Genomic DNA, 23,593 nt, shown 5'->3' with positions numbered 1-23,593 from the left:
CCTGTAGCACCGCACCTTGTCACCGGACTAGATCATAACCGTGTGAGACTGCCAACGCTCCATTGGAATAATGTTGCTCACATTTGTAATAAACTGATGCGCATTTTTGCATAGACGCTCGCCGATTGAGGTCCCGTTGCCAGAAAGTTCAGTTTAAGCTACGCAGCAGTCCATGGCACGCGCAATCATGTTTCAGGGAACGGGTTCAGACGTCGGCAAAAGTGTTCTTGTTGCCGGATTATGCCGGGTTGCGCGCAATCGCGGCCTGAATGTTCGGCCGTTTAAGCCGCAAAACATGTCCAACAATGCGGCGGTCAGCGACGACGGCGGCGAAATTGGTCGGGCGCAGTGGCTGCAGGCGCTGGCTTGCGGTGTGTCGTCGTCTGTCCATATGAATCCGGTACTCCTCAAACCGCAGACTGACATGGGTAGTCAGGTTGTCGTGCAGGGACAAGTGCGAGGCGAGGCGCGCGGGCGCTATTATCAGGAATTGAAGCCACAACTTATGGCGGCTGTCATGGAATCTTTCGCCAAGGTCAGCGAAGGCGTGGACCTTGTGCTGGTGGAAGGGGCAGGGTCACCGGCTGAAATCAATCTCCGGGCCGGTGATATCGCCAATATGGGGTTTGCCACACAGGCCGATGTCCCGGTTGTTCTGGTCGGTGACATAGACAGAGGTGGCGTGATTGCGTCTCTCGTCGGCACGCACACTATTCTGTCCGAACAGGACCGCGCCATGGTTCGCGGATTTCTGATCAACAAGTTCCGGGGCGATATTTCGCTTTTTGATGACGGGCTGGCTGCCATTACCCGGTTTACCGGCTGGCGCTCTTTCGGCGTTGTCCCGTGGCTGAAAGCGGTATCGCGATTACCAGCCGAAGATTCTGTCGTTCTTGAGCGTGCTGTACGCGGAGACAAGAAGCCGCTTGTGGTTGCTGTGCCGATGTTGCCGCGCATCGCCAACTTCGATGATCTTGATCCGCTAAAGGCTGAACCGGATGTAGAAGTGGTCATGGTGCCGCCTGGTTCGAGCATTCCCGGCGATGCGGGCCTTGTCGTTCTGCCGGGGACAAAGTCCACGATAGCCGATATGCAGGCGGTTCGGGACAATGGCTGGGATCGCCAATTATCTGCCCACGTGAAACGAGGCGGTCATGTGCTTGGTATCTGCGGCGGGTTCCAGATGCTTGGTCGCCACATCAGCGATCCTGCTGGTATCGAGGGGCATGTACGCGACATTGATGGTCTTGGGCTGCTCGATATCGAAACGGTGATGGAACCTGAAAAAGTGGTCCGCAACGTGCAGGCGACCGCGCTTCTCCATAATGTGCCGCTGGAAGGTTATGAAATCCATATCGGACGAACGACCGGACCGGATATGGGGCGGCCTTTCGCCCGAATTGGCGAGCATGACGATGGAGCCATATCGCCAGATGGGCACATAATGGGAACTTACCTCCACGGTGTTTTCAATGCAGACGAATTTCGCCGGAGATTTCTGGAGGATCTTGGTGTGCGTAGCAGTTCAGTAAACTATCGCGCTGGCGTTGAGGCTGCATTGGATGAGCTGGCCGAAGGGCTGGACGCATGTCTCGATATCGATGCACTGTTTAACTTGAAATGAGGTCGTCAATCATCGGTCGCGATTGACGACGATGGGGCGAAAGCCTAGTGTCGAAACCATGCAACAGGTTTTTGCCGGGACGAATCCCGGCAATACCAAAAAGGGAATGCGACGGACGGACCCAATCCGGGCGTCTTTATCGCAGCCGACCCCGCGACTGTAGAGCGGAGAGGGATGAGGCAAGCCGGGCAACCGGTAACCACTGGAGGCTGTAAAGCTTCTGGGAAGGTAGTTTCAATCCCCGTGACCCGTGAGCCAGGAGACCTGCCTGCTGCGTGAGGGCATCGAGCCCGAGCCCCATGGGAGGTTTTTCCCTGCTGCCTGCACGGAGGTTGTCATGGCTGCACGTACTCAAAATTCTGTTTCCAGCACACTCGCAATGCCGCTCGCTGCTCGTCTGGGCACGGCTGTGGTTTCACTGCTTCTCGGCGCGTTCCTGATCTACGGCGTAGGGCTTGCCCATTCTGATACGTTGCACGATTCAGCGCACGATACGCGCCATTCCTATGGTTTTCCCTGCCACTGAGCAGTTTAACATCTTTCGGAATTGAAGCTGAGCAAAGCTCGATGGTGGACGGCCATCGGCGCGAAATTGCTATTGAGGGACAGAAATGTTGATCCGTTATTTGTTGGCGACGCTTGCTGCGGGGCTTCTGGCCGGGCTGCTGGTTACTCCCGCCATGTATTTGAAGACAGTGCCTTTGATCCTGCAGGCCGAAACCTATGAAGATGCTGGCGGTGGCCATAGTCACGGCGAGGCGGAAGCCACACCGCATGATCATGGCGCCGCTGCCGAAAGTGCCGAGGAAGAAGGGGCTGAACTACCATTTGGGCGGTTGGGCAATACGATCCTTGCCAATCTCGTAGCAGGTGCAGGTTTTGCCTTGCTGCTTGGTGGCGTGGCCTTGCTTCTCGGACGCCGCATTACGGTGCAGAATGGGATTTATTGGGGCGTTGCCGGTTTCTTCGCGGTCGCGTTTCTGCCTGCATTGGGTTTATCGCCGGAATTGCCGGCAATGCCTGCGGCTGATCTGGCTGAACGCCAGCTCTGGTGGCTCGCTACCGTGGTGCTAAGCGGTTTAGGCCTCTATCTCATCGTGTTGCGCCAGGAAGGCTGGGCAAAGATCCTCGGTCTGGTGCTGATCGTGGCGCCGCATCTTTACGGTGCTCCGCATCCGGAAGACATCTCGTCACCGATTCCGTCATTGCTTGCTTCGCAATATGCAGTCGCATCGCTGGCGACGAACCTGTTCATGTGGGCCGTGATCGGCCTCGCACTTGGCTGGTTCATCCAGCACTACGCATCGTCCGAGATTGAGGGCTGATGAAAATGGCTTCGCCGGGAAAATCGGTTCTGGTTCTTGGCGGAGCCCGTTCGGGTAAGTCGTCCTATGCCGAGAAAATGGTTGAGTCCTCGGGGCTTCAGCCGCTCTATCTGGCAACAGGACGTGCCTTCGACAAGGAAATGGAAAACCGCATTGCCATTCATCGTGACCGACGTGGTTCCGAATGGCAGACGGTGGAGGAGCCACTCGATCTGATCGGTGCACTGACATTGAATGCTGCTACGGATCGGTTCGTGCTGGTCGATTGCCTGACCCTGTGGTTGACCAATCTGATGATGGCCGAGCGCGATATAACGACAGAGACGGCAAGTCTTGTCGCCATGCTGCCGAATCTTGCCGGGCCTGTGGTTTTTGTTTCGAACGAAGTTGGACTTGGGATCGTGCCTGAAAATCGCATGGCACGGGAATTTCGCGATCATGCAGGCTTTCTGCATCAGGCAGTGGCCGCGATTGCGGATGAAGTTTATTTCATGGCGGCAGGGTTGCCGCTCAGGATGAAGGGATAAATCGATGCAGGGACAGAAAATTCCCGCAACAGTCATCACGGGTTTTCTCGGATCGGGCAAAACGACGATGATCCGCAACCTGTTGGAAAACGCCAATGGAAAACGCATTGCGTTGATCATCAATGAGTTCGGCGACCTCGGTGTCGATGGCGGTATTCTGAAAGGTTGCGGTATCGAGGCATGTCGTGAAGAAGATGTGATCGAGCTCAACAATGGTTGCATCTGCTGCACCGTTGCCGATGATTTCATCCCGACCATGACCAAGCTTCTGGACCGCGCTGATCGCCCCGATCATATCGTGATCGAGACGTCCGGTCTGGCCTTGCCGCAGCCGCTGGTCGCAGCTTTCAACTGGCCTGAAATCAAGACGCAGGTAACAGTCGACGGTGTAGTAACCGTGGTCGACGCCGCAGCGGTGGCCGAGGGGCGTTTTGCCGATGACCACGACAAGGTGGATGCGCAGCGCGCAGCAGACGAATCTCTTGACCATGAAAGCCCCTTGGAGGAACTTTTTGAGGATCAGATTCATGCAGCCGATCTGATTGTTCTCAACAAAGCTGACCTGATCGACGCCTCAAGGCTGGATAGTGTGAAAGCCGATGTGGCCGAGCGTTCACCGCGCCGGGTGAATATGGTTCCTGCGAGCTTTGGCAAGCTTGGAGCTGACGTTCTGCTCGGCCTCGGCGTCGGCACGGAAGACGACATCGCCAACCGCAAATCCCACCATGAAATCCATCATGCGGATGGACACGAGCACGATCATGACGAGTTCGAGAGCTTCGTGGTCGAAGCGGGCTCTGTGGCCGATCCCAAGCTGTTCACGGAAAAGCTGAAAGCGGTCATTGCGAAACACGATATTCTTCGTCTGAAGGGCTTTGTCGATGTGCCGGGCAAGCCGATGCGACTGGTCGTGCAGGCGGTTGGTCCGCGTATTGAGCATTATTTCGACCGTCCATGGGGCAAGGATGAAGCGCGCTCCACGCGACTGGTTGTGATCGGGCTGCATGATATCGATGAAGCAGCCATCGCCAAGGCCGTGAAAGACGCTGTCTGACCGATGCATCTTCTTCTTGCCCAGAAAGGAACAATCAGCGACGGCAATGAAGCCGTCGATCTCGGCCAAACGCCGGGAGAGATATTGTTCCTTTCCGCTGCCGATACCGAACTGGCCAGTTTGGCGCAGGCACACAGACTTGCGCCGGATTTGCCAAGCTTGCGACTGGCGAATTTCTTGAGTCTCACCCATCCCATGTCGGTGGACGCTTATGTGGAGCGTACTGCCAGATATGCGAGCCTCATCGTGGTGCGCATCATTGGCGGCGAGACATACTGGCCTTACGGGTTAGAAGCGCTGCATGCTTGCGCACTCAATCACGGTATCAAGATTGCCGTATTGCCGGGAGACGACAAGCCGGATCATGGGCTGGACCGGTTTTCAACGATCTCTGCGCACGAGCGAAATGAACTCTGGCAGTATCTGATCGAGGGCGGGGCTGTGAATGCCGGCGCATTTCTTCAATATTGCGCCGCACTGGTTGCAGGCTCCGAAAAGCCGGAAAGTGCGGCTCCTTTGCTCAAGGCTGGTCTGTGGTGGCCGGGAGAGCATGTCTCCTCGCTGGATAGTATTCGCACGCACTGGAGCGATGCAAAAGCACCTGTCGCTGGCATTATTTTCTATCGGGCGCTGGTGCAAAGCGGACAGACGCAGCCGGTCGATGCACTGATTGCTGCTTTGCAGGCAAAAGGTCTCAATCCGCTCCCGATATTCGTTTCGAGCCTCAAGGATCGATTGTCTGCGGCGGTCGTCGACGGTCTGTTCGAGGATTGTCCGCCGGATATCGTTTTGAATGCCACGGGGTTTGCAATTTCTTCGCCGGGGGCGGAGCGCAAGCCGACTGTCCTCGACAAGCGCGGCAATATGGTGTTGCAGGTGATCTTCTCCGGCACACCGAAGGCAGTTTGGGAAACGTCACAGCAGGGCTTGTTGGCGCGCGATCTGGCGATGAATGTCGCTTTGCCCGAAGTGGACGGGCGTGTGCTTTCGCGTGCCGTATCCTTCAAGTCTGCAAAGCAGTTTGATGCGGCAGTGGAAGCGAATATCGTGACGCACGAGCCGCATGAAAACCGCGTGGGTTTTGTGGCGCAGCTCGCTGCAAACTGGGCGCGGTTGAAGCGGAAATCGCCCGATGAAAGACGTGTTGCGCTTATCCTTGCGAATTATCCGAACCGCGACGGGCGGCTCGGAAACGGGGTAGGGCTCGATACGCCAGCCGGAACGGTTGAAGTACTGCACGCCATGGCGAAGGGCGGCTATCCCGTCGCTGACCTGCCCGTGGACGGTGATGCATTGATGCGTGCGTTGACGGCAGGCCCGACCAATGCTGCGCGTGACGGACGTGAGATTCGCGAAACGATTTCACTGAATCAATACAAGGCTTTCTTCAAAAGACTTCCCATTGCGATTCAGAAAGAAATCGAAGAGCGATGGGGGGCGCCGGAAGATGACCCTTATTTTGCGCAGGAGCTTGTCGCTTTCGCATTGCCGTTGATGCGGCTGGGCGAAACTTTTGTCGGTATCCAGCCCGCACGGGGCTACAATATCGACCCGAAAGAGACTTATCACTCGCCTGATCTGGTGCCGCCGCACGGCTATATTGCCTTCTACGCTTTTCTGCGCGAGGTCGCCGGCATCGATGCCATTGTGCATATGGGCAAACATGGAAATCTGGAATGGCTGCCAGGGAAGGCGCTTGCGCTGTCCGAAAACTGCTACCCCGAGGCCGTGTTCGGTCCTACACCGCATATCTATCCTTTCATCGTGAATGATCCGGGCGAAGGCACGCAGGCCAAGCGTCGCGCCAGCGCGGTTATTATCGACCACCTGACGCCGCCGCTCACGCGCGCTGAAAGTTATGGGCCGCTGAAAGACCTTGAAGCGCTGGTGGACGAATATTACGAGGCCTCCGGCGTCGATCCGCGCCGCCTGCTCAGACTGAAAGGACAGATACTCGATCTCGTGCGCGACATCGGGCTTGATCGCGATGCGGGCATTCACGACCATGACGATGAAGACATGGCGCTGCAAAAGCTTGACGCCTATCTCTGCGATCTCAAGGAAATGCAGATACGCGACGGTCTGCATATTTTCGGATTGGCGCCTGAAGGCAGGCTGCTGACGGATCTTCTGGTTGCGCTGGCACGTGTGCCGCGTGGCGTGCCGGTTTCGCTTGGCGGCGCGCCGGGCGATCAAAGTCTCCAGCGTGCAATCGCTGCGGATTGTGGGCTTGGCGAAACATTCGATCCGCTGGACTGCAATATGGCAGAGGCGTGGACAGGCGCCAAACCGGAACTCCTGCTGGCTGCGAGCCCTGCAACATGGCGCATTGCGGGCGATACGGTGGAGCGTATCGAACTGCTGGCCGCCAGCTTTGTTGCAGGCGCGATAGAGTGCCCCGCAGACTGGCCGCAGGCGCAGGCGGTTCTCCAATCCATAGAAGAACATCTGCGCCCCATGGTGGTTTCCTGCGGGCCTTCGGAAATAGATGGATTTCTTGCCGCACTTGGCGGGCGGTTTGTGGCGCCGGGACCATCCGGTGCACCGACACGCGGCCGTCCCGATGTGCTGCCAACCGGTCGCAATTTCTTCTCTGCTGATAGTCGCGCCGTTCCCACTCCGGCAGCATGGGAACTGGGACGCAAATCGGCGGAGCTCCTGATTACCCGCTACACGCAAGATCATGGTGAATGGCCGACATCGTTCGGCCTAACCGCGTGGGGCACATCGAATATGCGCACCGGCGGCGATGATATTGCACAGGCCCTGGCGTTGATCGGCGTCAAACCGGTCTGGGATATGGCGTCACGCCGGGTGACTGGATACGAAATCGTTCCGATTGCAAAGCTTGGTCGTCCACGTGTCGATGTGACATTGCGCATTTCCGGCTTTTTCCGCGACGCGTTTCCAGAACAGATTGCATTGTTCGACAAGGCCGTGCGTGCAGTCGGCGCTCTTGATGAGGATGCCGAAGACAATCCAATCGCAGCACGCATGCGGATTGAGCAAGCGCGCCTCGTTGCAGAAGGGGCAGACGAAAAGACTGCGGAGCGGCGTGCAGGCTATCGTGTCTTCGGGGCCAAACCCGGCGCTTATGGAGCAGGCCTGCAGGCATTGATCGACGAGAACGGCTGGGCGGGACGCAACGATCTGGCGGAAGCCTGGCTTGTCTGGGGCGGTTACGCCTATGGCGCAGGCGAGGAAGGGCAGGCTGAGCGCGGCCTTCTCGAAGAACAGCTGCGTTCGGTTCAGGCTGTTGTGCAAAATCAGGACAATCGTGAGCACGACCTTCTCGATAGCGACGATTACTACCAGTTCGAAGGTGGGATGGCTGCGACCGTTGAAAGTTTGAGTGGCGCAATGCCCGCAGTTTATCATAACGACCATTCCCGCCCGGAAAAGCCAGTGATCCGTGCGCTGGAAGAAGAACTTTCGCGCGTCGTACGCGGTCGCGCAGCCAACCCCAAATGGATCGCAGGCGTCATGCGCCACGGCTATAAGGGTGCGGCAGAGATTGCGGCAACTGTCGACTATCTGTTCGCCTTCGCGGCGACTACCGGCAAGGTTGGGAACCATCATTTCGAGGCGGTCTATCAGGCTTATATCGCCGACAAGTCGGTGCATGATTTCATGGCCGAGAAAAACCCGGCAGCACTTGCCGAGACGGCAGCGAAACTCAACGATGCTATCTTGCGCGGCTTCTGGACGCCTCGCTCCAACTCTGCGCGGTTCGAGCTGGAAACATTGAGTTCAAATCTTCAAAAATTGAATCCGGAAAGGGCGGTAAATGGCTGAGAAATCGGAAAAACTTCTTTCGATGACGGAAGAGGAACTGAATGCACGCCATGCGGACAAGATGCGCAAGAAGAAAGCTGCCCGCGACAAGATTCAGGCGACAAAGACTGAAGAAAAAGGGTTGGTGATCGTCCATACCGGTAAAGGCAAGGGCAAGTCGACTGCCGGTTTCGGGATGGTTTTCCGTGCGCTGGGTCACGGAATGAAAATCGGCGTCGTGCAGTTCGTCAAAGGCTCGTGGGACACGGGTGAGCGCTGGGTGCTCGAAAAATTCCCCGAACAGGTGACTATTTCAGCGCTAGGCGAAGGCTTTACCTGGGAGACTCAAGACCGGACGCGAGATATCGCCATGGCGCGTGGGGCATGGGAACAAGCCAAAGCCATGATATTGGATGAAAGCTACGATATGGTGCTTTGTGATGAGCTGAATATCGTGCTTCGCTACGATTATCTACCGGTCGAGGAAGTGATCGAGGTTCTCGAAGCGAAGCCGGAGATGAAGCATGTCATCATTACCGGTCGCAATGCCAAGGATGAGCTGATTGAAGCGGCCGACCTCGTGACGGAGATGGAAATGATAAAGCATCCGTTCCGCTCTGGTGTGAAGGCACAGAAGGGTATTGAGTTTTGATGATTGCTAGCTGGCAATTCTGGGCACTGATGTCGGCGGTGTTTGCCGCATTGACCGCCATCTTCGCTAAGGTCGGTATTCAGGGCATCAATTCTGATTTCGCCACGCTCGTGCGCACGCTGGTCATCATTGGCGCGTTGTGCCTGTTCCTGACCGTTACCGGCCAATGGCAGAAACCCGGCGAGATTTCCGGAAAGTCGTGGCTGTTTCTGGTGCTTTCAGGTCTGGCGACCGGTGCTTCGTGGCTTGCCTATTTCCGGGCCTTGCAGATCGGGGATGCATCGCGCGTCGCGCCGATTGATAAATTGTCGGTTGTGCTGGTGGCACTGTTCGGTGCGGCATTCCTTGGCGAGCGCATGTCCACCCTCAACTGGTTTGGCATTCTGCTTATCGGCTGTGGCGTGGTGCTAGTCGCGCTTCGGGTTTAGAGCGTATCCCGAAAAGTGTGAAACGGTTTTCGGAAAAGATGCGCGATTCAAAACAAATATTTAGAGCGCCGATCTGATCCAATCAGATCGAAACGCGCTCTAAAACCCAACCCACTGGCGCAGCGGATTGGTTCCGTCCATCAAAAGGCGAACTGCCAGTGCCAGACTGACAACGATCAAAAGCGGTTTGATAATGCGTGAGCCGACCTTCATGGCGAGGCTTGCGCCAATCTGTGCACCGATAAACTGGGCGACGCCCATACAGATACCGATCTTCCAGTTGATAACGCCGACAGCGGCAAAGGTTGCAAAGCCGCCGACATTGGACGCGCAGTTGAGAAGTTTCGTATGGGCCGTAGCTTTCAGCACACCGAAACCGGCCAGTGCCACGAATGCGAGCATGAAGAACGATCCGGTTCCGGGACCAAAGAGGCCATCGTAAAATCCGATCAGCGGGACAAGCGTTACGCCGAAAAGAAACGGGCCGATACGTCGCGCACGATCAACATCGCCAAGACTCGGCTTGATGGCAAAATAAACCGCAATCGCGATGAGGAGGATTGGCAGCGCTGCACGCATGATGTCGACCGGCAGAACCGTTGCGAGTAAAGCGCCGAACACTGAGCCGATGAGCGATGCAAGTGCTTCAGGCCACTGTTCCTTGATGTTTACATGCCCTTTGCGCGCATAGGCGATGGTTGCCGATGACGAGCCGAACAAGCCTTGCAGCTTGTTCGTGCCAAGCGCTTCAACGGGTGGAACTCCGGCCAGCAACAAGGCGGGAATTGTAATCATTCCGCCACCACCGGCGATGGAATCGATGATCCCGGCGATGAATGCCGCAGCCGTCAGGAGCAGGGTAAGCGTATCGAAAAATTCAAGCATCGGGGAAGCCCAAGGGAGAGGTGGGCGCAACATAGAGCAGCTGCTTTCCTAACGCTAGTCGGACAAGGATAATCTCCGAAGAAAGCCAGTGCGTTGAGCGAGATTGTTTTCCGGTGTATCCGGCGCTATTCATTATATTCAGGCTGAAAGTTTTGAGGGGTTCCATGAGCGAGAGCATCTTTGAGCGGATTACCGCTTTTCTCAGCAAGAAGAGCGCCGTGCAGCGCGTGGCCGATGATCCGGCGCTCGCATCTGAATTGCTTTTGCTGTTGCATGTGGTGTTTGCCGATGGCGACCAGCATCCGGCTGAAATAGCGGCGTTCAAGGAAATTGCCGAAAGGAATTTCGGCATTCCGCCGGAAGAGCTTCCGGAAGTGGCCGAGTATCTCAAGGATTTCGCTTACGAGACCACAACCAAGCAAGCTGCCAACATGCTGGCCGAGATGGCGCCGGATCGCCGTTTGGCGCTGCTTAGTGACCTCGTAAAGATTGCCTGTTCCGATCACCGGCTTGACCGTTCCGAGGCAACGATGATCCAGCGCATTGCCGATACACTCGGCGTCAAGCCGGAAGAGCTGCACAAAGCACGCCAGTCGTCGCCCTGTGGGTTCTAAAAACTACAGCACAGTCCTCGGCATGGGCGGTTCGTCCGGCGTGACATTCGACGAGCTTTTGGCTTTGGCCGATCAGGTGTTGTCGCAAGGCTGCTGTTCGCGGCCTGACGCTATCGCAACGTTGAGTACCAAGTGTGGCGAGCTCGCATGGAACGAGCTTGCAGCGCACTATGAATGTGCGCTGTGTTTCTTCGATGCCGAGCGGCTGGAAAAGGAAACTCCGCGTCTCGAAAACCCATCGGAGACTGTTCTCGAGGCAGTTGGATGTCATGGTGTCGCTGAAGCGGCTGCGCTTGCTGCCACCGGTCCGAATGGCTTTCTTGTGGTCGAAAAAACCGTATCAGGCCGGGCAACTGCCGCATTGGCTGTCGCCCGGTCCCGACTTCGGATTATGCGGTAACAGTCTTACGTCGCTGAATAATGTAGGCCACGAGCGTAGCGATCGAAAGCAGAGTTGCGGTCGCTGTGATGACGGCAACATAAGCACTCTCAAAAGCCGCCGATGCCAGTGCCGTCAGAGTTTGTGCATCTGCTGGCGGTAGGGATTGAGCTGCCAGAAGTGCTTCATCCAGACTGTCGCGCACGATTGCGGGGATACCTGCGCCTTCAGGGATCACAAGGCTTGCCGTGTAGAATACGGACAGAATGCTTCCGAAAACCGTGACACCGAGAGCGTTACCGAGTTCAAAGGAAACTTCTTCAACGGAAGCTGCCATGCCTGCCTTTTCAACCGGTGCATTGGTCATGATCGCCGACGATGCACCTGTCATGGCAGCTCCCACGCCGAAGCCGAGAATCGCAAGCCCGACCAGATAGAACGATGCCGAAGTCTTGTAAGTCAGAATGTAGACAATAACGCCAAGTGCTGTGATCCCCAGCGACGACCACAGAAGCTTGCCGGTACCAAGGCGCGGCAGCATGATGCCAGCGAGCGGCCCTGCAACGAAAGCGGCCAGAGGAATAGGCAGGATTGATAATCCGGCATGCAAGGGTGTCATGCCTTCGATCAGCTGCATGCGCTGGCTGAAGACGAGTTCCATCCCCGTCATTGAACCGGACGCCACCAGAGCTGCGAAAACACCCATCGAAAACAGCTTGTTGTTGAACAGAGAGAAGTCGATCAGCGGTGCTTCGCTTGCGAGCTGCCTGCGCACGAAGATGAATGATGCGACCAACCCGATTGCCAGCGCGGCTGTAAATACAGTCATGGACGCATCGCGCTTTGCGAGTTCCTTCACGGCATAGGTGAGTGCAATCAATCCAACCATAATCTGGATCGAACCGATCAAATCCCATTTGCGCTTGGAGCCGAGCGGACGGTTTTCAAGTGTGAAGACGGAGAGTGACAGCGCAACCAGTACGACGGGTACGTTGATAAGGAAGACCGATCCCCACCAGAAATATTCCAGCAGAACGCCGCCTGCCACAGGGCCGATGGCGGCACCGCCTGATGCAATAGCCGCCCAGATGCCGATTGCAAGCGAGCGCTCCTTGTCATCGGTGAACGTCAACCGAATGATGGAGAGCGTTGCGGGCATCATCATGGCTGCGCCGCAAGCGAGAAATGCGCGAGCGGCAATAAGGAATTCCGGGTTTGGCGAGTAGGCCGCGCAAAGAGAGGCAAGTCCGAAAACTGCGAGTCCAGACATGAACATACGCTTGTGGCCGACCTTGTCGCCAAGCGTTCCTAGGCCGGGCAGGAGACCTGCAACGACGAGCGGATAGATGTTCATGATCCAGAGCTTTTCGGAAGCGCTGGCCGCGAGATCGTGGGTGAGGCGGGGTAGCGCCGTATAAAGCACCGTCATGTCCACGACGATCAGAAACAATGCGCTGGAAACAATGGTCAGAACCAGCCAGCGATTTTTCGGCAACATTGGATAGCACCTTTTCAATACGCTTGTATTCAAACTTGCGAGGAGGGCTCACTTAATATAAATCCGTCTGTATGGAAAGTGAAAATTTGCACAAAATAGGCAGGCCGCGCTCAATCGACCGTGACCATGTGCTCGATATGGCTGAAAAGCTCGTCGCCGAAGGTGGGCTGGTCGCCCTCACCATGGATGCCGTCGCACAGGCTTCTGGTGTGACCAAAGGAGGCGTTCAGTATTGCTTCGGCAATAAGGACGGGCTTTTGAAAGCGATGATCGGGCGGTGGGGCGATCGTTTCGACGCACAGGTCGACAAGAAAAAGCAAGGCCGCATGGACGCGCTTTCTCATATCGCCGCCCATATTCGCGTGACCCGCGAAAGCGATGCCGAAGACGACTCGCGCTTTGCGGCCATGATGACCAGTCTCATTCCCAACACCGAACATCTGGATGAAACCCGTCTCTGGTATCGCAAGCAATGGGATGGGCTTGATGTCTCCACACCGGAAGGGCGCAGGACTCGGCTGGCCTTCATAGCCAATGAAGGTGCATTCCTGTTGCGCAGCTTCAATTTCTTCGAACTGACGGATGAGGAATGGCAGTCGATCTTCAACGATATCGAAGAGCTTCTGCCGGAAACGGATTGACTTTCGACATCACGGAAAGTCATGTCCGCAGTTCAGGAAGGGGAAATCGTGACTGTTCATTTCATTGGAGCCGGCCCCGGCGCGGCGGACCTTATCACCGTGCGCGGTCTGCGCCTCATCGAGCAATGTCCCGTCTGCATCTATGCGGGGTCGCTGGTGCCGAAGGAGGTTGTTGCCGTAGCACCGAAGGATGTGCGTCTGGTCGACAGTTCATCGCTAACGCTGGACGAGATTATCGCTGAGATGAAAGCAGCACATGTGCAAGGCCTCGACGTTGCGCGAGTGCATTCGGGCGACCCGTCGATTTATGGCGCTATGGCCGAACAGATGCGTCGGCTGGACAGTCTAGGCATTCCATATGATGTGACGCCGGGGGTGCCAGCTTTTGCAGCCGCTGCCGCTGCCATGAAGCAGGAACTGACCATTCCCGAGGTCAATCAGACAATCATCCTGACCCGTACCTCGATGAAATCGTCTGCCATGCCTGAAGGCGAAGACCTTACCACACTCGGGCGGTCGGGTGCGACGCTGGTGATCCATCTTTCCATCCGGAACCTCAACAAAATCGAGGCCGAGCTGACACCTCTTTACGGTGCTGATTGTCCGGTGGTTATCGCCTATCGCGTTGGATGGCCTGATGAACAAATTCTACGCGGTACGCTGTCAGATATAGCGGAGAAGGTGGCTGCATTCGGGTTGAAACGTACGGCAATGATTTTTGTCGGGCGCGGACTGGACCCTAAAAGCTTTCGCGATTCAGCGCTTTACCATGAAGCGCACAACCACGCGGCGCGTTCAAAAACCTAGTGCTTTGCGGGCGAATATGATTGCCTCTTCTGGCGAGGTGACAACGTTTCTGGCCGCAACCGGTGGACGGGAAATCATCATGACCGGAAGTCCCAGTGCACAGGCAGCCTCGATTTTTGCATAGGAAATGGTGCCGCCCGAATTGCGGCTGACGATCAGCCCGATCCTGCGGCCTTCCAGAAAACGCTTCTCCGCAGCGTAATCGCCGGGTCTCGCCAGAACGATTTCGCAATCCTGTGGTAGTGCCACATCCGGTGGATCGATCATGCGGATGACGAAATGAACATCAGCGCGCTCCGCGAAAGGCGCGATGTGCTGGCGACCAAGCGCCAGAAATACACGCTCACCGGATGGGATAGCATTTACTGCCTCGGCTTCATCGGAAATATTGATCCAGCGGTCGCCCGGCTTTTCCTCCCAGGCAGGGCGCTCCAGCCTCACCAATGATATGCTGCGCTTGCCTGCCGCCTGCATTGCATTTTGCGAGATGCGTGCGGCATAGGGATGGGTCGCGTCAATGATGAGGTCTATCCGTTCTTCGTCGAGATAGGCAGCAAGACCATCAACACCTCCGAAGCCACCGCTTCGAACCGTTCCGGTCAGTTTGGCTGGATTGCTGGTACGCCCGGCAAGCGAGGTAATGGCATTGACGGGCAGCCCTGCGAAGGCCGTTGCAAGTGCCGCAGCCTCGGTCGTTCCGCCGAGAATGAGTATCTTGGGGTCAGACGCGCGCAAGGATATTCCCACTGCGATCAGTTACGATAATCTCGACTGCGACCGGCGCGCCGCGAAGGGTTTCGAGCGCGGTTTCCTTCGCCTTGAGCGCAATTGGCGTGGCTATGTCGAGCCCGATTGATTGAGTCAGTTCAAGCACTTCCAGCGCAGTGTTCGCAAAGAGAATCTGATCCTTCATGCTTTCCGGCGCGCCAGCCTTTTCGGCGATGGTCCAAAGGAAACTCTTGTCCACTTGCGACCGTGAAGAATGGAGGTCGAGCGCACCTTGCGCAAGCTTCGTCAGCTTGGCGAAACCGCCTGCGATCGTAAGTTTGTCGATAGGATGCTCGCGCAGATATTTGAGCACACCGCCAGCGAAATCGCCCATGTCGAGAATGGCAAAATCGGGCAGATCATAGAGCGCCTGCGCAGCATCCTCGGACGTCGAACCTGTCGCGCCGAGGACATGTTTCTGCCCGGCTGCGCGGGCAACGTCGATGCCGCGATGGATCGAATGTATCCAGGCTGAACAGGAAAATGGGTGGACCACACCAGTGGTGCCGAGAATGGAAATACCGCCGACGATACCGAGACGCGGGTTCCATGTCTTTTTGGCAATCTCTTCGCCGCCGGGCACCGATATCGTAATGACGATATCCGCGGGCAGGCCGTATTCGGCGCAAATCTGCTCGCAGATTTCGGTCATCATACGACGCGGGACCGGATTGATGGCAGCTTCACCCGGAGGAATCTGCAAGCCGAGCCGCGTAACTGTGCCAACGCCTTCACCTGCACGAAAGACGACGCCGGTTCCGGGTGGGGCCGGGAATACGGTCGAGATGATCGTGGCACCATGGGTCACGTCGGGATCGTCGCCGGCATCCTTGACGATGCCTGCCATCGCATAGCCATCGCCCAGCCCTTCATAGGCGAGCTGGAAATAGGGTACTTCCCCCTTGGGCAGAATTATACCGACGGGATCAGGAAATTCACCGGTAATAAGCGCCGTCAATGCCGCCTTGGTGGCAGCGGTTGCGCAGGCGCCCGTGGTCCAGCCGCGGCGGAGTTCGGCTTTTTCCTGACTTTTATTCGTTGGAGCGGTTTCGTCATTCATGGACGCCTTATAATGTATCTGATAGCTGTGCCGCCAGATAGAATAGTGGTTGATGAAAATGAACAAGGCTGAAGAAACGGCTGCATGTGTCATTGCGAGGAGCAAAGTAACCTTGCCTGCGATGGAACCCGGCCATGTCTGGCTCGTTGGGGCCGGGCCGGGCGATCCCGGTCTTTTGACGCTTCACGCTGTCAACGCCTTACAGCAGGCAGATGTCATCGTTTACGACGCGCTGGTGGATGATGCCTGCCTGTCTCTCAAGAATGCGGATGCCGCTCTGGAATATGCAGGCAAGCGCGGCGGCAAGCCTTCGCCAAAACAGCGTGATATATCCCTGCGGCTTGTTGAACTTGCAAAATCGGGAAAGAAGGTGCTGCGCCTGAAAGGCGGTGATCCGTTCGTATTTGGGCGGGGAGCAGAAGAGGCGCTGACCTTGGTAGAGCATGGCGTTCCGTTTCGCATCGTTCCCGGAGTGACTGCCGGAATTGGCGGCCTCGCCTATGCGGGTATTGCCGCTACCCATCGCGATATCAATCAATCGGTGACCTTTCTGACCGGTCACGATGCCAGCGGCTCGATACCTGACGGGATCAACTGGACTGGGATCGCCAAGTCTGCGCCGGTTATCGTCATGTATATGGCGATGAAACATATAGACCTTATCGCCGGGCGGCTGATCGAGGCCGGGCGTTCGCCGGATGAGCCTGTCGCCTTCGTGTGCAATGCAAGCCTCCCCAACCAGATCGTACTTGAAACGACATTGGCGCGGGCTGCAAAAGATGTTGAAGCGGCGGGGCTGAACCCGCCTGCAATTGTGGTCGTAGGTGAAGTGGTTCGTCTGCGCGCCGGGCTGGATTGGATGGGTGCGTTGAACGGTAAAATCCTGTCCAGCGATCCGCTTGCCAGACGAAATCAAAATGAGGGAGTGAGAAGCGCATGAAGGGGTTCATGATAGCAGCGCCGGCTTCCGGGTCTGGCAAGACAACGGTAACGCTGGGTTTGCTGCGCGCCCTGAAACGGCGGGGAGAAGCGCTTGCGCCGGTCAAGGCCGGTCCCGACTATATCGACCCCGCCTACCACAAGGCTGCAAGCGGGGTGGATTGCTTCAATCTGGACCCTTGGGCGATGCGCCCTGAACTTATCAGTGCACTGTCCTCCCGCATGACGGAAAGTGGTGCCAAGCTATTGGTTGCCGAGGGCATGATGGGGCTCTTTGACGGAGCGATGGACGGCAAAGGTTCATCTGCCGATCTTGCCCGGCTTCTCGATCTGCCGGTGGTGCTGGTGGTGGATTGTGCCCGGCAATCACATTCCATTGCCGCTCTTGTCTGGGGTTTCAGCCAGTTTCGCAAGGATGTGCTGATTGCGGGCATCATCCTCAATCGCGTTGGCAGCTCCCGGCATGAGGCTATGTTACGCGGCGCATTGGAGCCGCTCCGTATTCCGGTTCTTGGTGCATTGCCCCGCGATACTGCTCTTTCCTTGCCGGAAAGGCACCTGGGGCTGGTGCAGGCGGGCGAGCACTCTGATCTTGAGAGCTTTCTCGAACACGCTGCAGATGCAATGGAAACGCATATCGATCTCGATGCTTTGCAAACGATCTGGTCGCGACCGAAGCGCTTCGATGCGATGGCCAATGTGCCGCGCTTGAAGCCGCTGGGCAACCACATTGCCGTTGCCCGCGATGACGCATTTGCCTTTGCCTATGCGCATTTGTTTGAAGGCTGGCGCAGGCGAGGGGTGGAGATTTCATTCTTCTCACCGCTCGACGATGAGTCTCCGAGACAGGATGCCGATGCAATCTATCTGCCGGGCGGCTATCCTGAATTGCATGCAGGGCGTTTGGCGCAGGCAGGACGTTTTGAGGCGGGCATGCGCGAAGCTGCAGCCCGTGGGGTAACAGTTTACGGCGAATGTGGCGGCTACATGGTTCTCGGCGAAAGCTTGCAGGATGCAGAGGGTGTCATACACCCGATGCTGGATCTTCTGCCGCTAGAAACGAGCTTTGCAAAAAGAAAGCTGCATCTCGGCTACCGCATGCTGGAACCGCTTGCAGGTGCGCCTTGGACCGAGACATTGAAGGCGCATGAGTTTCACTATGCCAGCATCGTGCGTGAAGGAAAGGCTGATCGTCTTTTCCGTGTGCGTGATGCTGTCGGCGACGATGTTGGCGAGGCAGGCCTGAGAGTCGGCTCCGTTTCAGGCTCGTTCATGCATGTCATCGATTTTTGCGGAGAGAAAGCTTGAGTGCAGAAATCGAGCATGGCGGCGCGCTCGACAAGGCCGTCGCGCGTTTTGGTGGCAGGCCGCAAGACTGGCTCGACCTTTCGACGGGCATCAATCCAGAGCATTTTCCGCTTCCCGAACTGACACCTGAAATCTGGAACCGTCTGCCTGATGAAGGATTGTTACAGGAAACGTTGCGACTGGCCCGCAGCTATTATCGGCTGAACGAGAAAGCACCGATCGTTGCAGCGCCGGGCACGCAGGCTTTGATCCAGCTCGTTCCAACGCTGATCGCGCCGTCGACGGTAGCCATCCTCGGACCGACCTATCAGGAACACGCTGCTTCGTTCGCCGCTTCCGGCTGGAAGGTTGTGCAATGTGTGACGCTTGATGAAATTCCGAGTGAGGCAACAGCGGCAGTCATCGTTAATCCGAACAATCCAGACGGTCGCGTGATTTCGAAAGAGGCTCTCCTGCAACTTGCACAGAAACTCGGTGCTCGCGGGGGCTTTCTGGTTGTTGATGAGGCGTTCGCCGACGCGCATGAGGCCGTCACCATTGCGGCAAATGCAGAAGATGCACCGATGATCGTGCTGAAATCCTTCGGCAAGTTTTTCGGGCTTGCTGGCGTTCGTCTGGGCTTTGCAATTACAGGCGGTCGTTTTGTTGAAGCGTTGGAGCGGCGGCTTGGACCATGGGCGGTTTCTGGCCCGGCACTGGCAATCGCCAATCATGCTTTCAGCGATGCCGGAACGCTTGCGGATTATCGCACACGTATTGATCTGCGGCGGGCGGAATTGTCGGCTGTTCTGGACAAAAGCGGTCTGAGGGAAATTGGCGGCACGGCGTTGTTTTCTCTCGTCGAACACGCGGATGCAATCGGGATTTACACCAGATTGTGCGAGAGACATATTCTGATCCGGAAATTCGATTACGCCCCGCGCTGGTTGCGCATTGGTTTGCCTTTGGATGATGTGGCGCTTGCGCGGTTCGAAAAGGCGTTGAAATTTTGATTCAGTTTTTCTGGTCAAGCTCATGGAAATAAAGCTGATTATTCTTTCGCTGGCGCTTCTTCTGGATCGCTTTGTCGGCGACCCGCCGCAGCTATGGCAGAAGGTGCCGCACCCCGTCGTCCTGTTCGGGAAAGCAATTTCGTGGGGCGAAAAGCGCTGGAACAATCGCAATCTCTCTGCCTCGGTGCTTCGCCGAAACGGCATGTGGCTGACGATCGGGCTGGTGATGGCCTGTGTGGTTCTGGGGCTCATCCTTGAACTCTCGTTACCCTTCGCCGGGACTGCCGGTGCAGTTGCCGAAATCCTGATCGTGACGGTGCTGCTTGCACAGAAAAGCCTTGCCGATCATGTGCAGGCGGTCGCACTGGCATTGCGTGAGGAAGGGATCGAAGGCGGTCGTCGGGCTGTGTCGATGATCGTCGGGCGCAATCCCGAACATCTCGATGAAGGCGGTGTCAGTCGTGCAGCGATAGAAAGCCTCGCGGAAAACGCTTCAGATGGTATCGTTGCACCTGCGTTCTGGTTTCTGGTCGGTGGGCTACCCGGTTTGTTCGCCTACAAGCTGATCAATACCGCTGATTCCATGATCGGCCATCTGAATGATCGCTATCGTGACTTTGGTCGTTTTGCCGCAAAGCTGGACGATGTCGCTAATTATATCCCAGCCAGACTGACCGGACTGCTCGCCTCCCTTGCCACCGCGATCACGAAAGACAGGCTTTCAGGCAAAGAAGCGTTTTCCGTCATGCGCCGTGATGCACGTCTGCATCGCTCGCCCAATGCTGGCTGGCCGGAATCGGCTTTTGCAGGCGGGCTGGGGCTGGCGCTTGCCGGTCCGCGCCAATATGGGGCGGAGAAAGTCGAAGGGCCGATGCTGAATGCATCCGGCAAGCGCGACGCCAACGCTGATGATATCGATGCCGCGCTTCATCTTTTCTGGTCGACGATGAGCCTGATGACCGGACTGGTGATTGCTGCGAGCCTGATTGGGCTACTTGTCGGCTAGCACGAACCGCTTGCCATCGAAACGTTGCAGGCGGTTCGGGTTGTCGGTTCGGACACCATTGCCATCGAACTTGATCGAGCCAAGAACGGTTTCAAAGGAATTATTGCGGAGTGTGTCGATAATCGGCAGCTTCTGCTCGTCGGCACGCTTGATCACATCCGCAGGGATTTCCGCACTGGCATAACCAATGATTGCATAGGCGTCTGCAAGTTTCCCGGCCTGACGCAATGCATCGATTGCTGGCTTTGCCGTCGAGAGTTCCTGCGGACGGAGCGGGGCAATCATCAACGTGCCTTGACTTAAGGGCTGTGTGCCAGGTGCTGCGTCAAGAAGGCTGCCGCCAGCAATCGTCAGGGAATAGTTGAGCGCGGCAGCGCTTGCGCCTATAGCGGCGATATCGTCGCGCTCACCGCCGACATAAACATGGGTAGCGCCTGCGCGCCGCAACCGGGCGACCAGAGCATTCTGGTTATCGAGACCCGGTCGGTAGGTGTCTGTGAAAACCGGCTGTAGTTGTTGCTCTTTAAGGCTGGCTAAAACGCGTGCAGCTCGTTCACGTCCTTCGATGGTGCCATCATCGATGATTGCGAAAGATTGCGCGCGCCAAAGGCTGCCAAGGAAGCTCCCGGTTGCCTGCGTTTCCTTGTCTAGGCCGGTTGCAAGACGGAATACCGCCATCGGCGCGGGCGCACGTCTTTCAGTTAGCGTGGCTTCGCTGACGCCTGATGTCACAACAGGTATGTTGCCGGCTGCGAGAACCGGAAGTGCTGCTTCAAGTGCTTCCGGGCACAGAAAGCCGGTGACGACCCGGACGTTTTCCTTGACGAAGCGTTCTGCGGCTTCCTTGCCGCCTTCAGCATCGCAGCGATCATCGAAAATAACAAGTTCTGCGCCTTTTGCCGTGGCGGCTACACGAGCGCCTTCCGCCAGCTGATTGCCCAATGGAGCGAACGTTCCGGACAGCGGTGCTGCGAGCCCGACGCGCATATCCTCCGCCTGCGCCAGTACTGAACTGGCCAGCAGTATAAGGATGATACTTGTCAGTACTGCGGTCGGACGTTTCCCAAGCTCGATCACGTGATCCGTCTTCATTAAACAATTCGTGGCATTTTCAACGAAAAGTGGGTAGCTGTTTCCTGGCCTTTGTGCAATGCCCGTTATGTGGGGCCCTTATTTGGGCTCGTTATGCGGGCTTGTTACCAAGGTAGCTGGCTTCAGATAACATGCCATAGGGCGAGACGGATTCTGTTGGACGTGCAAACGATTAAGAACATCATTTCAAGTGCAGCTTCGGTGGAATCCAAGTCCTATCGGGATGCCATGAGCCATTACGCCGGCGCAGTACAGATCGTCACGACTGCCGGTAGTGCGGGAAGGCGTGGTCTGACGCTGACGGCGGCCTGTTCGGTTTCGGATAATCCGCCGACGATCCTAATTTGCCTGCAAAAGATTCATGAAGAAAACCGGCTGTTCATCGAAAACGGCGTGTTCGCCGTCAACACGCTCGCGGGGTCGCACCAACAGCTCGCAGACGCTTTTTCGGGCCGTATCGGCCTGACCCAGGATGAGCGGTTCGAACTGGCGCGCTGGGATGTTCAGGTGACCGGAGCACCCATATTGCAGGGTGCACTTGCTGCTTTCGATTGCCGGGTGGTCAGCGTGCAGGATCACTCCACGCATCACGTCCTTTTCGGGGAAGTCGTGGGCCTGCGGTCCAAAGCCGAGGACGAGGCGCTGGTCTATCTCAACAGGCGCTATCATACGCTGGAGCTGTAATCCGATGAGCCATAGAATGTTGAAGCATGGAATAGGTGGCCTGTTTGGGGCATTGTTTCTGTTTTCAACTGTGATGGCATCCGGGGCAGCGTCTTTGCCGCCATACAAGGACGATTATTTCGCCTATCCCGGCATTATCAGCAGCGCTGACAATGATGATTACAAGGTTATCGATTACAACGAGATGCGCGATATCAACGGGCGCGATGCGGTGCCTGAAAAGCGCGTGAAAGATGCCTATGTCTCGCTGAAGGCGCGCGCTTACCAGAAGGACGTTACCTTTCAGACTGCTGCCGGGCCGGTGAAGGCCATGACAGCAGGCAGGCGCGAAGGCGCGTCCTTTATCGTCATCTACCTGCATGGTAGGGGCGGTAATCGCCTGCAAGGTATGAATGATTTTACCTTTGGCGGCAATTTCAACCGTGTGAAGAATCTCGCGGCACTGAATGGCGGTCTCTATATCACGCCGGATTTCAAGGATTTTGCCGATGCGGGTGAGGCGCAGATTGCCGGATTGATCGAAGCAGCCAAGGCATCATCACCGAGCGCTCCGTTGATCCTGTCCTGCGGCTCGCAAGGCGGAACACTATGCTGGCGCATAGCGGCTAATGAAAAGGCGGGGAACCAGCTCGCAGGACTTATTCTGCTCGGCTCGCTTTGGGATGACGGATTTTTCAAGTCACCCGCATTCAAGAAACGTGTGCCGATCTTCTTCGGACATGGCAGCCGTGATCCGGTTTTTGCAATCGACAAGCAGGAAGCCTTCTATCGCGAGATAAGCAAGCGCGCGCCGGGTTATCCGGTCCAGTTCCGGCGTTTCGAAAGTGGTAATCACGGCACGCCGATCCGCATGTCCGACTGGCGCGAGATGCTGAACTGGATTCTAGCAAAACAGTGATGCCAGACTGTGGATGCGAATCGAAATTCTGGCAATGTGACCTTCCTGCCACTCGACAATCGAGCAAAACCGAATAGTTATCGAACTTAAAATTTTACCTACTCAGCAGATCCTATGAGGTAGATCATGTACGGACGCGCCCGCACCGGAGCCCGTTTTCTAGCCATTGCCATGTTGGCCCCGCTTGCCGCTGCCTGCACGACGACTGTACCAACCACGACGGCGACGCCGGGCAAGACCGATGCCCCGATCAGCGCGCCGACGATTTCGATGCCTCGCTTCACGCCGACAGCTTATGTCGATCCGGCGCTCGCGCAGCCGTGCATCACTGCCGCTGCCAACAAGTATTTCCTGCCGGAACACGCTATCTCTGCCATCAACTCCCGTCCGGGTGCAGCAGGCGGCACCGATGTCGATCTCAAGGTCGATCTGCGTACCGCTGTTTGCCAGCTGACCGCCAAGGGCGGTGTGCGCGCTGTTATCGATACGTCGCCGAAGAGCGCCGATCAGGTTGCAGCTGAAGCGGCAGCAGCCAAGGCCGATGCAGCCGCCGCTGCCCAGCCGAAAAAGGCTAAGGCGAAGAAGAACTGATTCAACAATCAGGGATAACACATGAAAAAGGCAGGGTTTTCCCTGCC

24 protein-coding genes and 1 riboswitch are annotated in these 23,593 nt (G+C 56.7%); of the genes, 19 read left to right on the top strand and 5 right to left on the bottom strand.

Going from position 1 to position 23,593, the window contains the following annotated elements:
- Window positions 1–172 precede the first annotated feature (172 nt).
- The 8 genes from AC1RHM_RS02790 to AC1RHM_RS02755 all read left to right on the top strand — a co-directional run bounded on the left by AC1RHM_RS02790 (window position 173) and on the right by AC1RHM_RS02755 (window position 9,384).
- Entirely contained in the window at window positions 173–1,624 is a 1,452-nt protein-coding gene (locus AC1RHM_RS02790) for a cobyric acid synthase (RefSeq protein ID WP_036579691.1), read from the top strand.
- 48 nt (window positions 1,625–1,672) lie between these two features.
- Window positions 1,673–1,910, top strand: a riboswitch (cobalamin riboswitch).
- A 51-nt stretch (window positions 1,911–1,961) separates the two neighbouring features.
- Window positions 1,962–2,150, top strand: coding sequence for a CbtB domain-containing protein (locus AC1RHM_RS02785; protein ID WP_006467114.1), 189 nt, complete (start codon window positions 1,962–1,964; stop codon window positions 2,148–2,150).
- 85 nt (window positions 2,151–2,235) lie between these two features.
- Complete coding sequence (locus AC1RHM_RS02780) at window positions 2,236–2,949, top strand: CbtA family protein (RefSeq protein ID WP_010659835.1); 714 nt, start codon at window positions 2,236–2,238, stop codon at window positions 2,947–2,949.
- A gap of 5 nt (window positions 2,950–2,954) precedes the next feature.
- On the top strand, window positions 2,955–3,476 hold the full coding sequence (gene cobU / locus AC1RHM_RS02775) for a bifunctional adenosylcobinamide kinase/adenosylcobinamide-phosphate guanylyltransferase (RefSeq protein ID WP_010659836.1): 522 nt from the start codon (window positions 2,955–2,957) through the stop codon (window positions 3,474–3,476).
- A 4-nt stretch (window positions 3,477–3,480) separates the two neighbouring features.
- Complete coding sequence (gene cobW / locus AC1RHM_RS02770; RefSeq protein ID WP_492332443.1) at window positions 3,481–4,530, top strand: cobalamin biosynthesis protein CobW; 1,050 nt, start codon at window positions 3,481–3,483, stop codon at window positions 4,528–4,530.
- 3 nt (window positions 4,531–4,533) lie between these two features.
- Window positions 4,534–8,325: a cobaltochelatase subunit CobN gene (gene cobN, locus AC1RHM_RS02765; RefSeq protein ID WP_010659838.1), complete on the top strand. Its 3,792-nt coding sequence runs from the start codon at window positions 4,534–4,536 to the stop codon at window positions 8,323–8,325.
- Window positions 8,318–8,956 carry a cob(I)yrinic acid a,c-diamide adenosyltransferase gene (gene cobO, locus AC1RHM_RS02760; protein WP_010659839.1) on the top strand — a complete coding sequence of 213 codons (639 nt, stop codon included), beginning with the start codon at window positions 8,318–8,320 and terminating at the stop codon, window positions 8,954–8,956. Before cobN ends, cobO begins: the two co-directional genes overlap by 8 nt.
- Window positions 8,956–9,384, top strand: a complete 429-nt coding sequence (locus AC1RHM_RS02755; protein ID WP_010659840.1) for an EamA family transporter — start codon at window positions 8,956–8,958, stop codon at window positions 9,382–9,384. The genes cobO and AC1RHM_RS02755 overlap by 1 nt, the downstream gene beginning before the upstream one ends.
- A 99-nt stretch (window positions 9,385–9,483) precedes the next feature.
- On the opposite strand, the gene AC1RHM_RS02750 is transcribed toward AC1RHM_RS02755, so the two are convergent.
- Window positions 9,484–10,269, bottom strand: coding sequence for a TSUP family transporter (locus AC1RHM_RS02750; protein WP_029928915.1), 786 nt, complete (start codon window positions 10,267–10,269; stop codon window positions 9,484–9,486).
- Window positions 10,270–10,433: 164 nt separating this feature from the next.
- Between AC1RHM_RS02750 and AC1RHM_RS02745 the strand changes: the two genes are divergently transcribed.
- Both AC1RHM_RS02745 and AC1RHM_RS02740 read left to right on the top strand, forming a co-directional pair.
- Window positions 10,434–10,883 carry a tellurite resistance TerB family protein gene (locus AC1RHM_RS02745; RefSeq protein ID WP_010659842.1) on the top strand — a complete coding sequence of 150 codons (450 nt, stop codon included), beginning with the start codon at window positions 10,434–10,436 and terminating at the stop codon, window positions 10,881–10,883.
- Window positions 10,884–10,905: 22 nt separating this feature from the next.
- Window positions 10,906–11,283, top strand: a complete 378-nt coding sequence (locus AC1RHM_RS02740; RefSeq protein ID WP_010659843.1) for a cobalamin biosynthesis protein — start codon at window positions 10,906–10,908, stop codon at window positions 11,281–11,283.
- Here the strand turns inward: AC1RHM_RS02740 and AC1RHM_RS02735 are convergent.
- Complete coding sequence (locus AC1RHM_RS02735) at window positions 11,273–12,760, bottom strand: MFS transporter (protein WP_010659844.1); 1,488 nt, start codon at window positions 12,758–12,760, stop codon at window positions 11,273–11,275. The two genes, AC1RHM_RS02740 and AC1RHM_RS02735, sit on opposite strands and share 11 nt — an antisense overlap.
- 86 nt (window positions 12,761–12,846) lie before the next feature.
- Between AC1RHM_RS02735 and AC1RHM_RS02730 the strand changes: the two genes are divergently transcribed.
- Complete coding sequence (locus AC1RHM_RS02730; RefSeq protein WP_010659845.1) at window positions 12,847–13,401, top strand: TetR/AcrR family transcriptional regulator; 555 nt, start codon at window positions 12,847–12,849, stop codon at window positions 13,399–13,401.
- Between the two features lie 48 nt (window positions 13,402–13,449).
- Window positions 13,450–14,208 carry a precorrin-4 C(11)-methyltransferase gene (cobM, locus tag AC1RHM_RS02725; protein WP_010659846.1) on the top strand — a complete coding sequence of 253 codons (759 nt, stop codon included), beginning with the start codon at window positions 13,450–13,452 and terminating at the stop codon, window positions 14,206–14,208.
- Here the strand turns inward: cobM and AC1RHM_RS02720 are convergent.
- Window positions 14,197–14,943 (bottom strand): cobalt-precorrin-6A reductase, encoded by a 747-nt coding sequence (locus tag AC1RHM_RS02720; RefSeq protein ID WP_010659847.1) that lies wholly within the window; start codon window positions 14,941–14,943, stop codon window positions 14,197–14,199. The two genes, cobM and AC1RHM_RS02720, sit on opposite strands and share 12 nt — an antisense overlap.
- A complete protein-coding gene (locus AC1RHM_RS02715) occupies window positions 14,930–16,036 on the bottom strand; it encodes a cobalt-precorrin-5B (C(1))-methyltransferase (protein WP_010659848.1) in 1,107 nt (368 codons plus the stop codon). The genes AC1RHM_RS02720 and AC1RHM_RS02715 overlap by 14 nt, the downstream gene beginning before the upstream one ends.
- Window positions 16,037–16,094: 58 nt before the next feature.
- On the opposite strand from AC1RHM_RS02715, the gene cobA reads away from it, so the two are divergent.
- The 4 genes from cobA to cbiB are packed head-to-tail and all read left to right on the top strand — an operon-like array spanning window position 16,095 to window position 20,281.
- Window positions 16,095–16,976, top strand: coding sequence for a uroporphyrinogen-III C-methyltransferase (cobA, locus tag AC1RHM_RS02710; RefSeq protein WP_036579711.1), 882 nt, complete (start codon window positions 16,095–16,097; stop codon window positions 16,974–16,976).
- Window positions 16,973–18,283: a cobyrinic acid a,c-diamide synthase CobB gene (locus AC1RHM_RS02705; protein WP_010659850.1), complete on the top strand. Its 1,311-nt coding sequence runs from the start codon at window positions 16,973–16,975 to the stop codon at window positions 18,281–18,283. Before cobA ends, AC1RHM_RS02705 begins: the two co-directional genes overlap by 4 nt.
- Window positions 18,280–19,275 (top strand): threonine-phosphate decarboxylase CobD, encoded by a 996-nt coding sequence (gene cobD / locus AC1RHM_RS02700; protein WP_010659851.1) that lies wholly within the window; start codon window positions 18,280–18,282, stop codon window positions 19,273–19,275. The genes AC1RHM_RS02705 and cobD overlap by 4 nt, the downstream gene beginning before the upstream one ends.
- A 22-nt stretch (window positions 19,276–19,297) precedes the next feature.
- Window positions 19,298–20,281, top strand: coding sequence for an adenosylcobinamide-phosphate synthase CbiB (gene cbiB, locus AC1RHM_RS02695; protein ID WP_010659852.1), 984 nt, complete (start codon window positions 19,298–19,300; stop codon window positions 20,279–20,281).
- Here the strand turns inward: cbiB and AC1RHM_RS02690 are convergent.
- Window positions 20,267–21,358: a branched-chain amino acid ABC transporter substrate-binding protein gene (locus AC1RHM_RS02690; RefSeq protein ID WP_010659853.1), complete on the bottom strand. Its 1,092-nt coding sequence runs from the start codon at window positions 21,356–21,358 to the stop codon at window positions 20,267–20,269. The two genes, cbiB and AC1RHM_RS02690, sit on opposite strands and share 15 nt — an antisense overlap.
- Before the next feature lie 177 nt (window positions 21,359–21,535).
- On the opposite strand from AC1RHM_RS02690, the gene AC1RHM_RS02685 reads away from it, so the two are divergent.
- The 3 genes from AC1RHM_RS02685 to AC1RHM_RS02675 all read left to right on the top strand — a co-directional run bounded on the left by AC1RHM_RS02685 (window position 21,536) and on the right by AC1RHM_RS02675 (window position 23,546).
- On the top strand, window positions 21,536–22,057 hold the full coding sequence (locus tag AC1RHM_RS02685; RefSeq protein ID WP_010659854.1) for a flavin reductase: 522 nt from the start codon (window positions 21,536–21,538) through the stop codon (window positions 22,055–22,057).
- A gap of 4 nt (window positions 22,058–22,061) precedes the next feature.
- Complete coding sequence (locus AC1RHM_RS02680) at window positions 22,062–22,955, top strand: alpha/beta hydrolase (protein ID WP_105529070.1); 894 nt, start codon at window positions 22,062–22,064, stop codon at window positions 22,953–22,955.
- A 126-nt stretch (window positions 22,956–23,081) separates the two neighbouring features.
- Window positions 23,082–23,546, top strand: a complete 465-nt coding sequence (locus tag AC1RHM_RS02675; RefSeq protein ID WP_010659856.1) for a hypothetical protein — start codon at window positions 23,082–23,084, stop codon at window positions 23,544–23,546.
- Window positions 23,547–23,593: the final 47 nt, after the last annotated feature.

This window comes from Brucella sp. GW823-FHT04E01, from assembly GCF_058796175.1.
This window is presented reverse-complemented; position numbering and strand designations above follow the sequence as displayed.

Coding starts and splice junctions, on each gene's coding strand:
- AC1RHM_RS02790 (WP_036579691.1), top strand. CDS start 173: ATGGCACGCGCAATCATGTTTCAGGGAACGGGTTCAGACGTCGGCAAA.
- AC1RHM_RS02785 (WP_006467114.1), top strand. CDS start 1,962: ATGGCTGCACGTACTCAAAATTCTGTTTCCAGCACACTCGCAATGCCG.
- AC1RHM_RS02780 (WP_010659835.1), top strand. CDS start 2,236: ATGTTGATCCGTTATTTGTTGGCGACGCTTGCTGCGGGGCTTCTGGCC.
- cobU (WP_010659836.1), top strand. CDS start 2,955: ATGGCTTCGCCGGGAAAATCGGTTCTGGTTCTTGGCGGAGCCCGTTCG.
- cobW (WP_492332443.1), top strand. CDS start 3,481: ATGCAGGGACAGAAAATTCCCGCAACAGTCATCACGGGTTTTCTCGGA.
- cobN (WP_010659838.1), top strand. CDS start 4,534: ATGCATCTTCTTCTTGCCCAGAAAGGAACAATCAGCGACGGCAATGAA.
- cobO (WP_010659839.1), top strand. CDS start 8,318: ATGGCTGAGAAATCGGAAAAACTTCTTTCGATGACGGAAGAGGAACTG.
- AC1RHM_RS02755 (WP_010659840.1), top strand. CDS start 8,956: ATGATTGCTAGCTGGCAATTCTGGGCACTGATGTCGGCGGTGTTTGCC.
- AC1RHM_RS02750 (WP_029928915.1), bottom strand. CDS start 10,269: ATGCTTGAATTTTTCGATACGCTTACCCTGCTCCTGACGGCTGCGGCA.
- AC1RHM_RS02745 (WP_010659842.1), top strand. CDS start 10,434: ATGAGCGAGAGCATCTTTGAGCGGATTACCGCTTTTCTCAGCAAGAAG.
- AC1RHM_RS02740 (WP_010659843.1), top strand. CDS start 10,906: ATGGGCGGTTCGTCCGGCGTGACATTCGACGAGCTTTTGGCTTTGGCC.
- AC1RHM_RS02735 (WP_010659844.1), bottom strand. CDS start 12,760: ATGTTGCCGAAAAATCGCTGGCTGGTTCTGACCATTGTTTCCAGCGCA.
- AC1RHM_RS02715 (WP_010659848.1), bottom strand. CDS start 16,036: ATGAATGACGAAACCGCTCCAACGAATAAAAGTCAGGAAAAAGCCGAA.
- cobA (WP_036579711.1), top strand. CDS start 16,095: ATGAACAAGGCTGAAGAAACGGCTGCATGTGTCATTGCGAGGAGCAAA.
- AC1RHM_RS02705 (WP_010659850.1), top strand. CDS start 16,973: ATGAAGGGGTTCATGATAGCAGCGCCGGCTTCCGGGTCTGGCAAGACA.
- cbiB (WP_010659852.1), top strand. CDS start 19,298: ATGGAAATAAAGCTGATTATTCTTTCGCTGGCGCTTCTTCTGGATCGC.
- AC1RHM_RS02680 (WP_105529070.1), top strand. CDS start 22,062: ATGAGCCATAGAATGTTGAAGCATGGAATAGGTGGCCTGTTTGGGGCA.
- AC1RHM_RS02675 (WP_010659856.1), top strand. CDS start 23,082: ATGTACGGACGCGCCCGCACCGGAGCCCGTTTTCTAGCCATTGCCATG.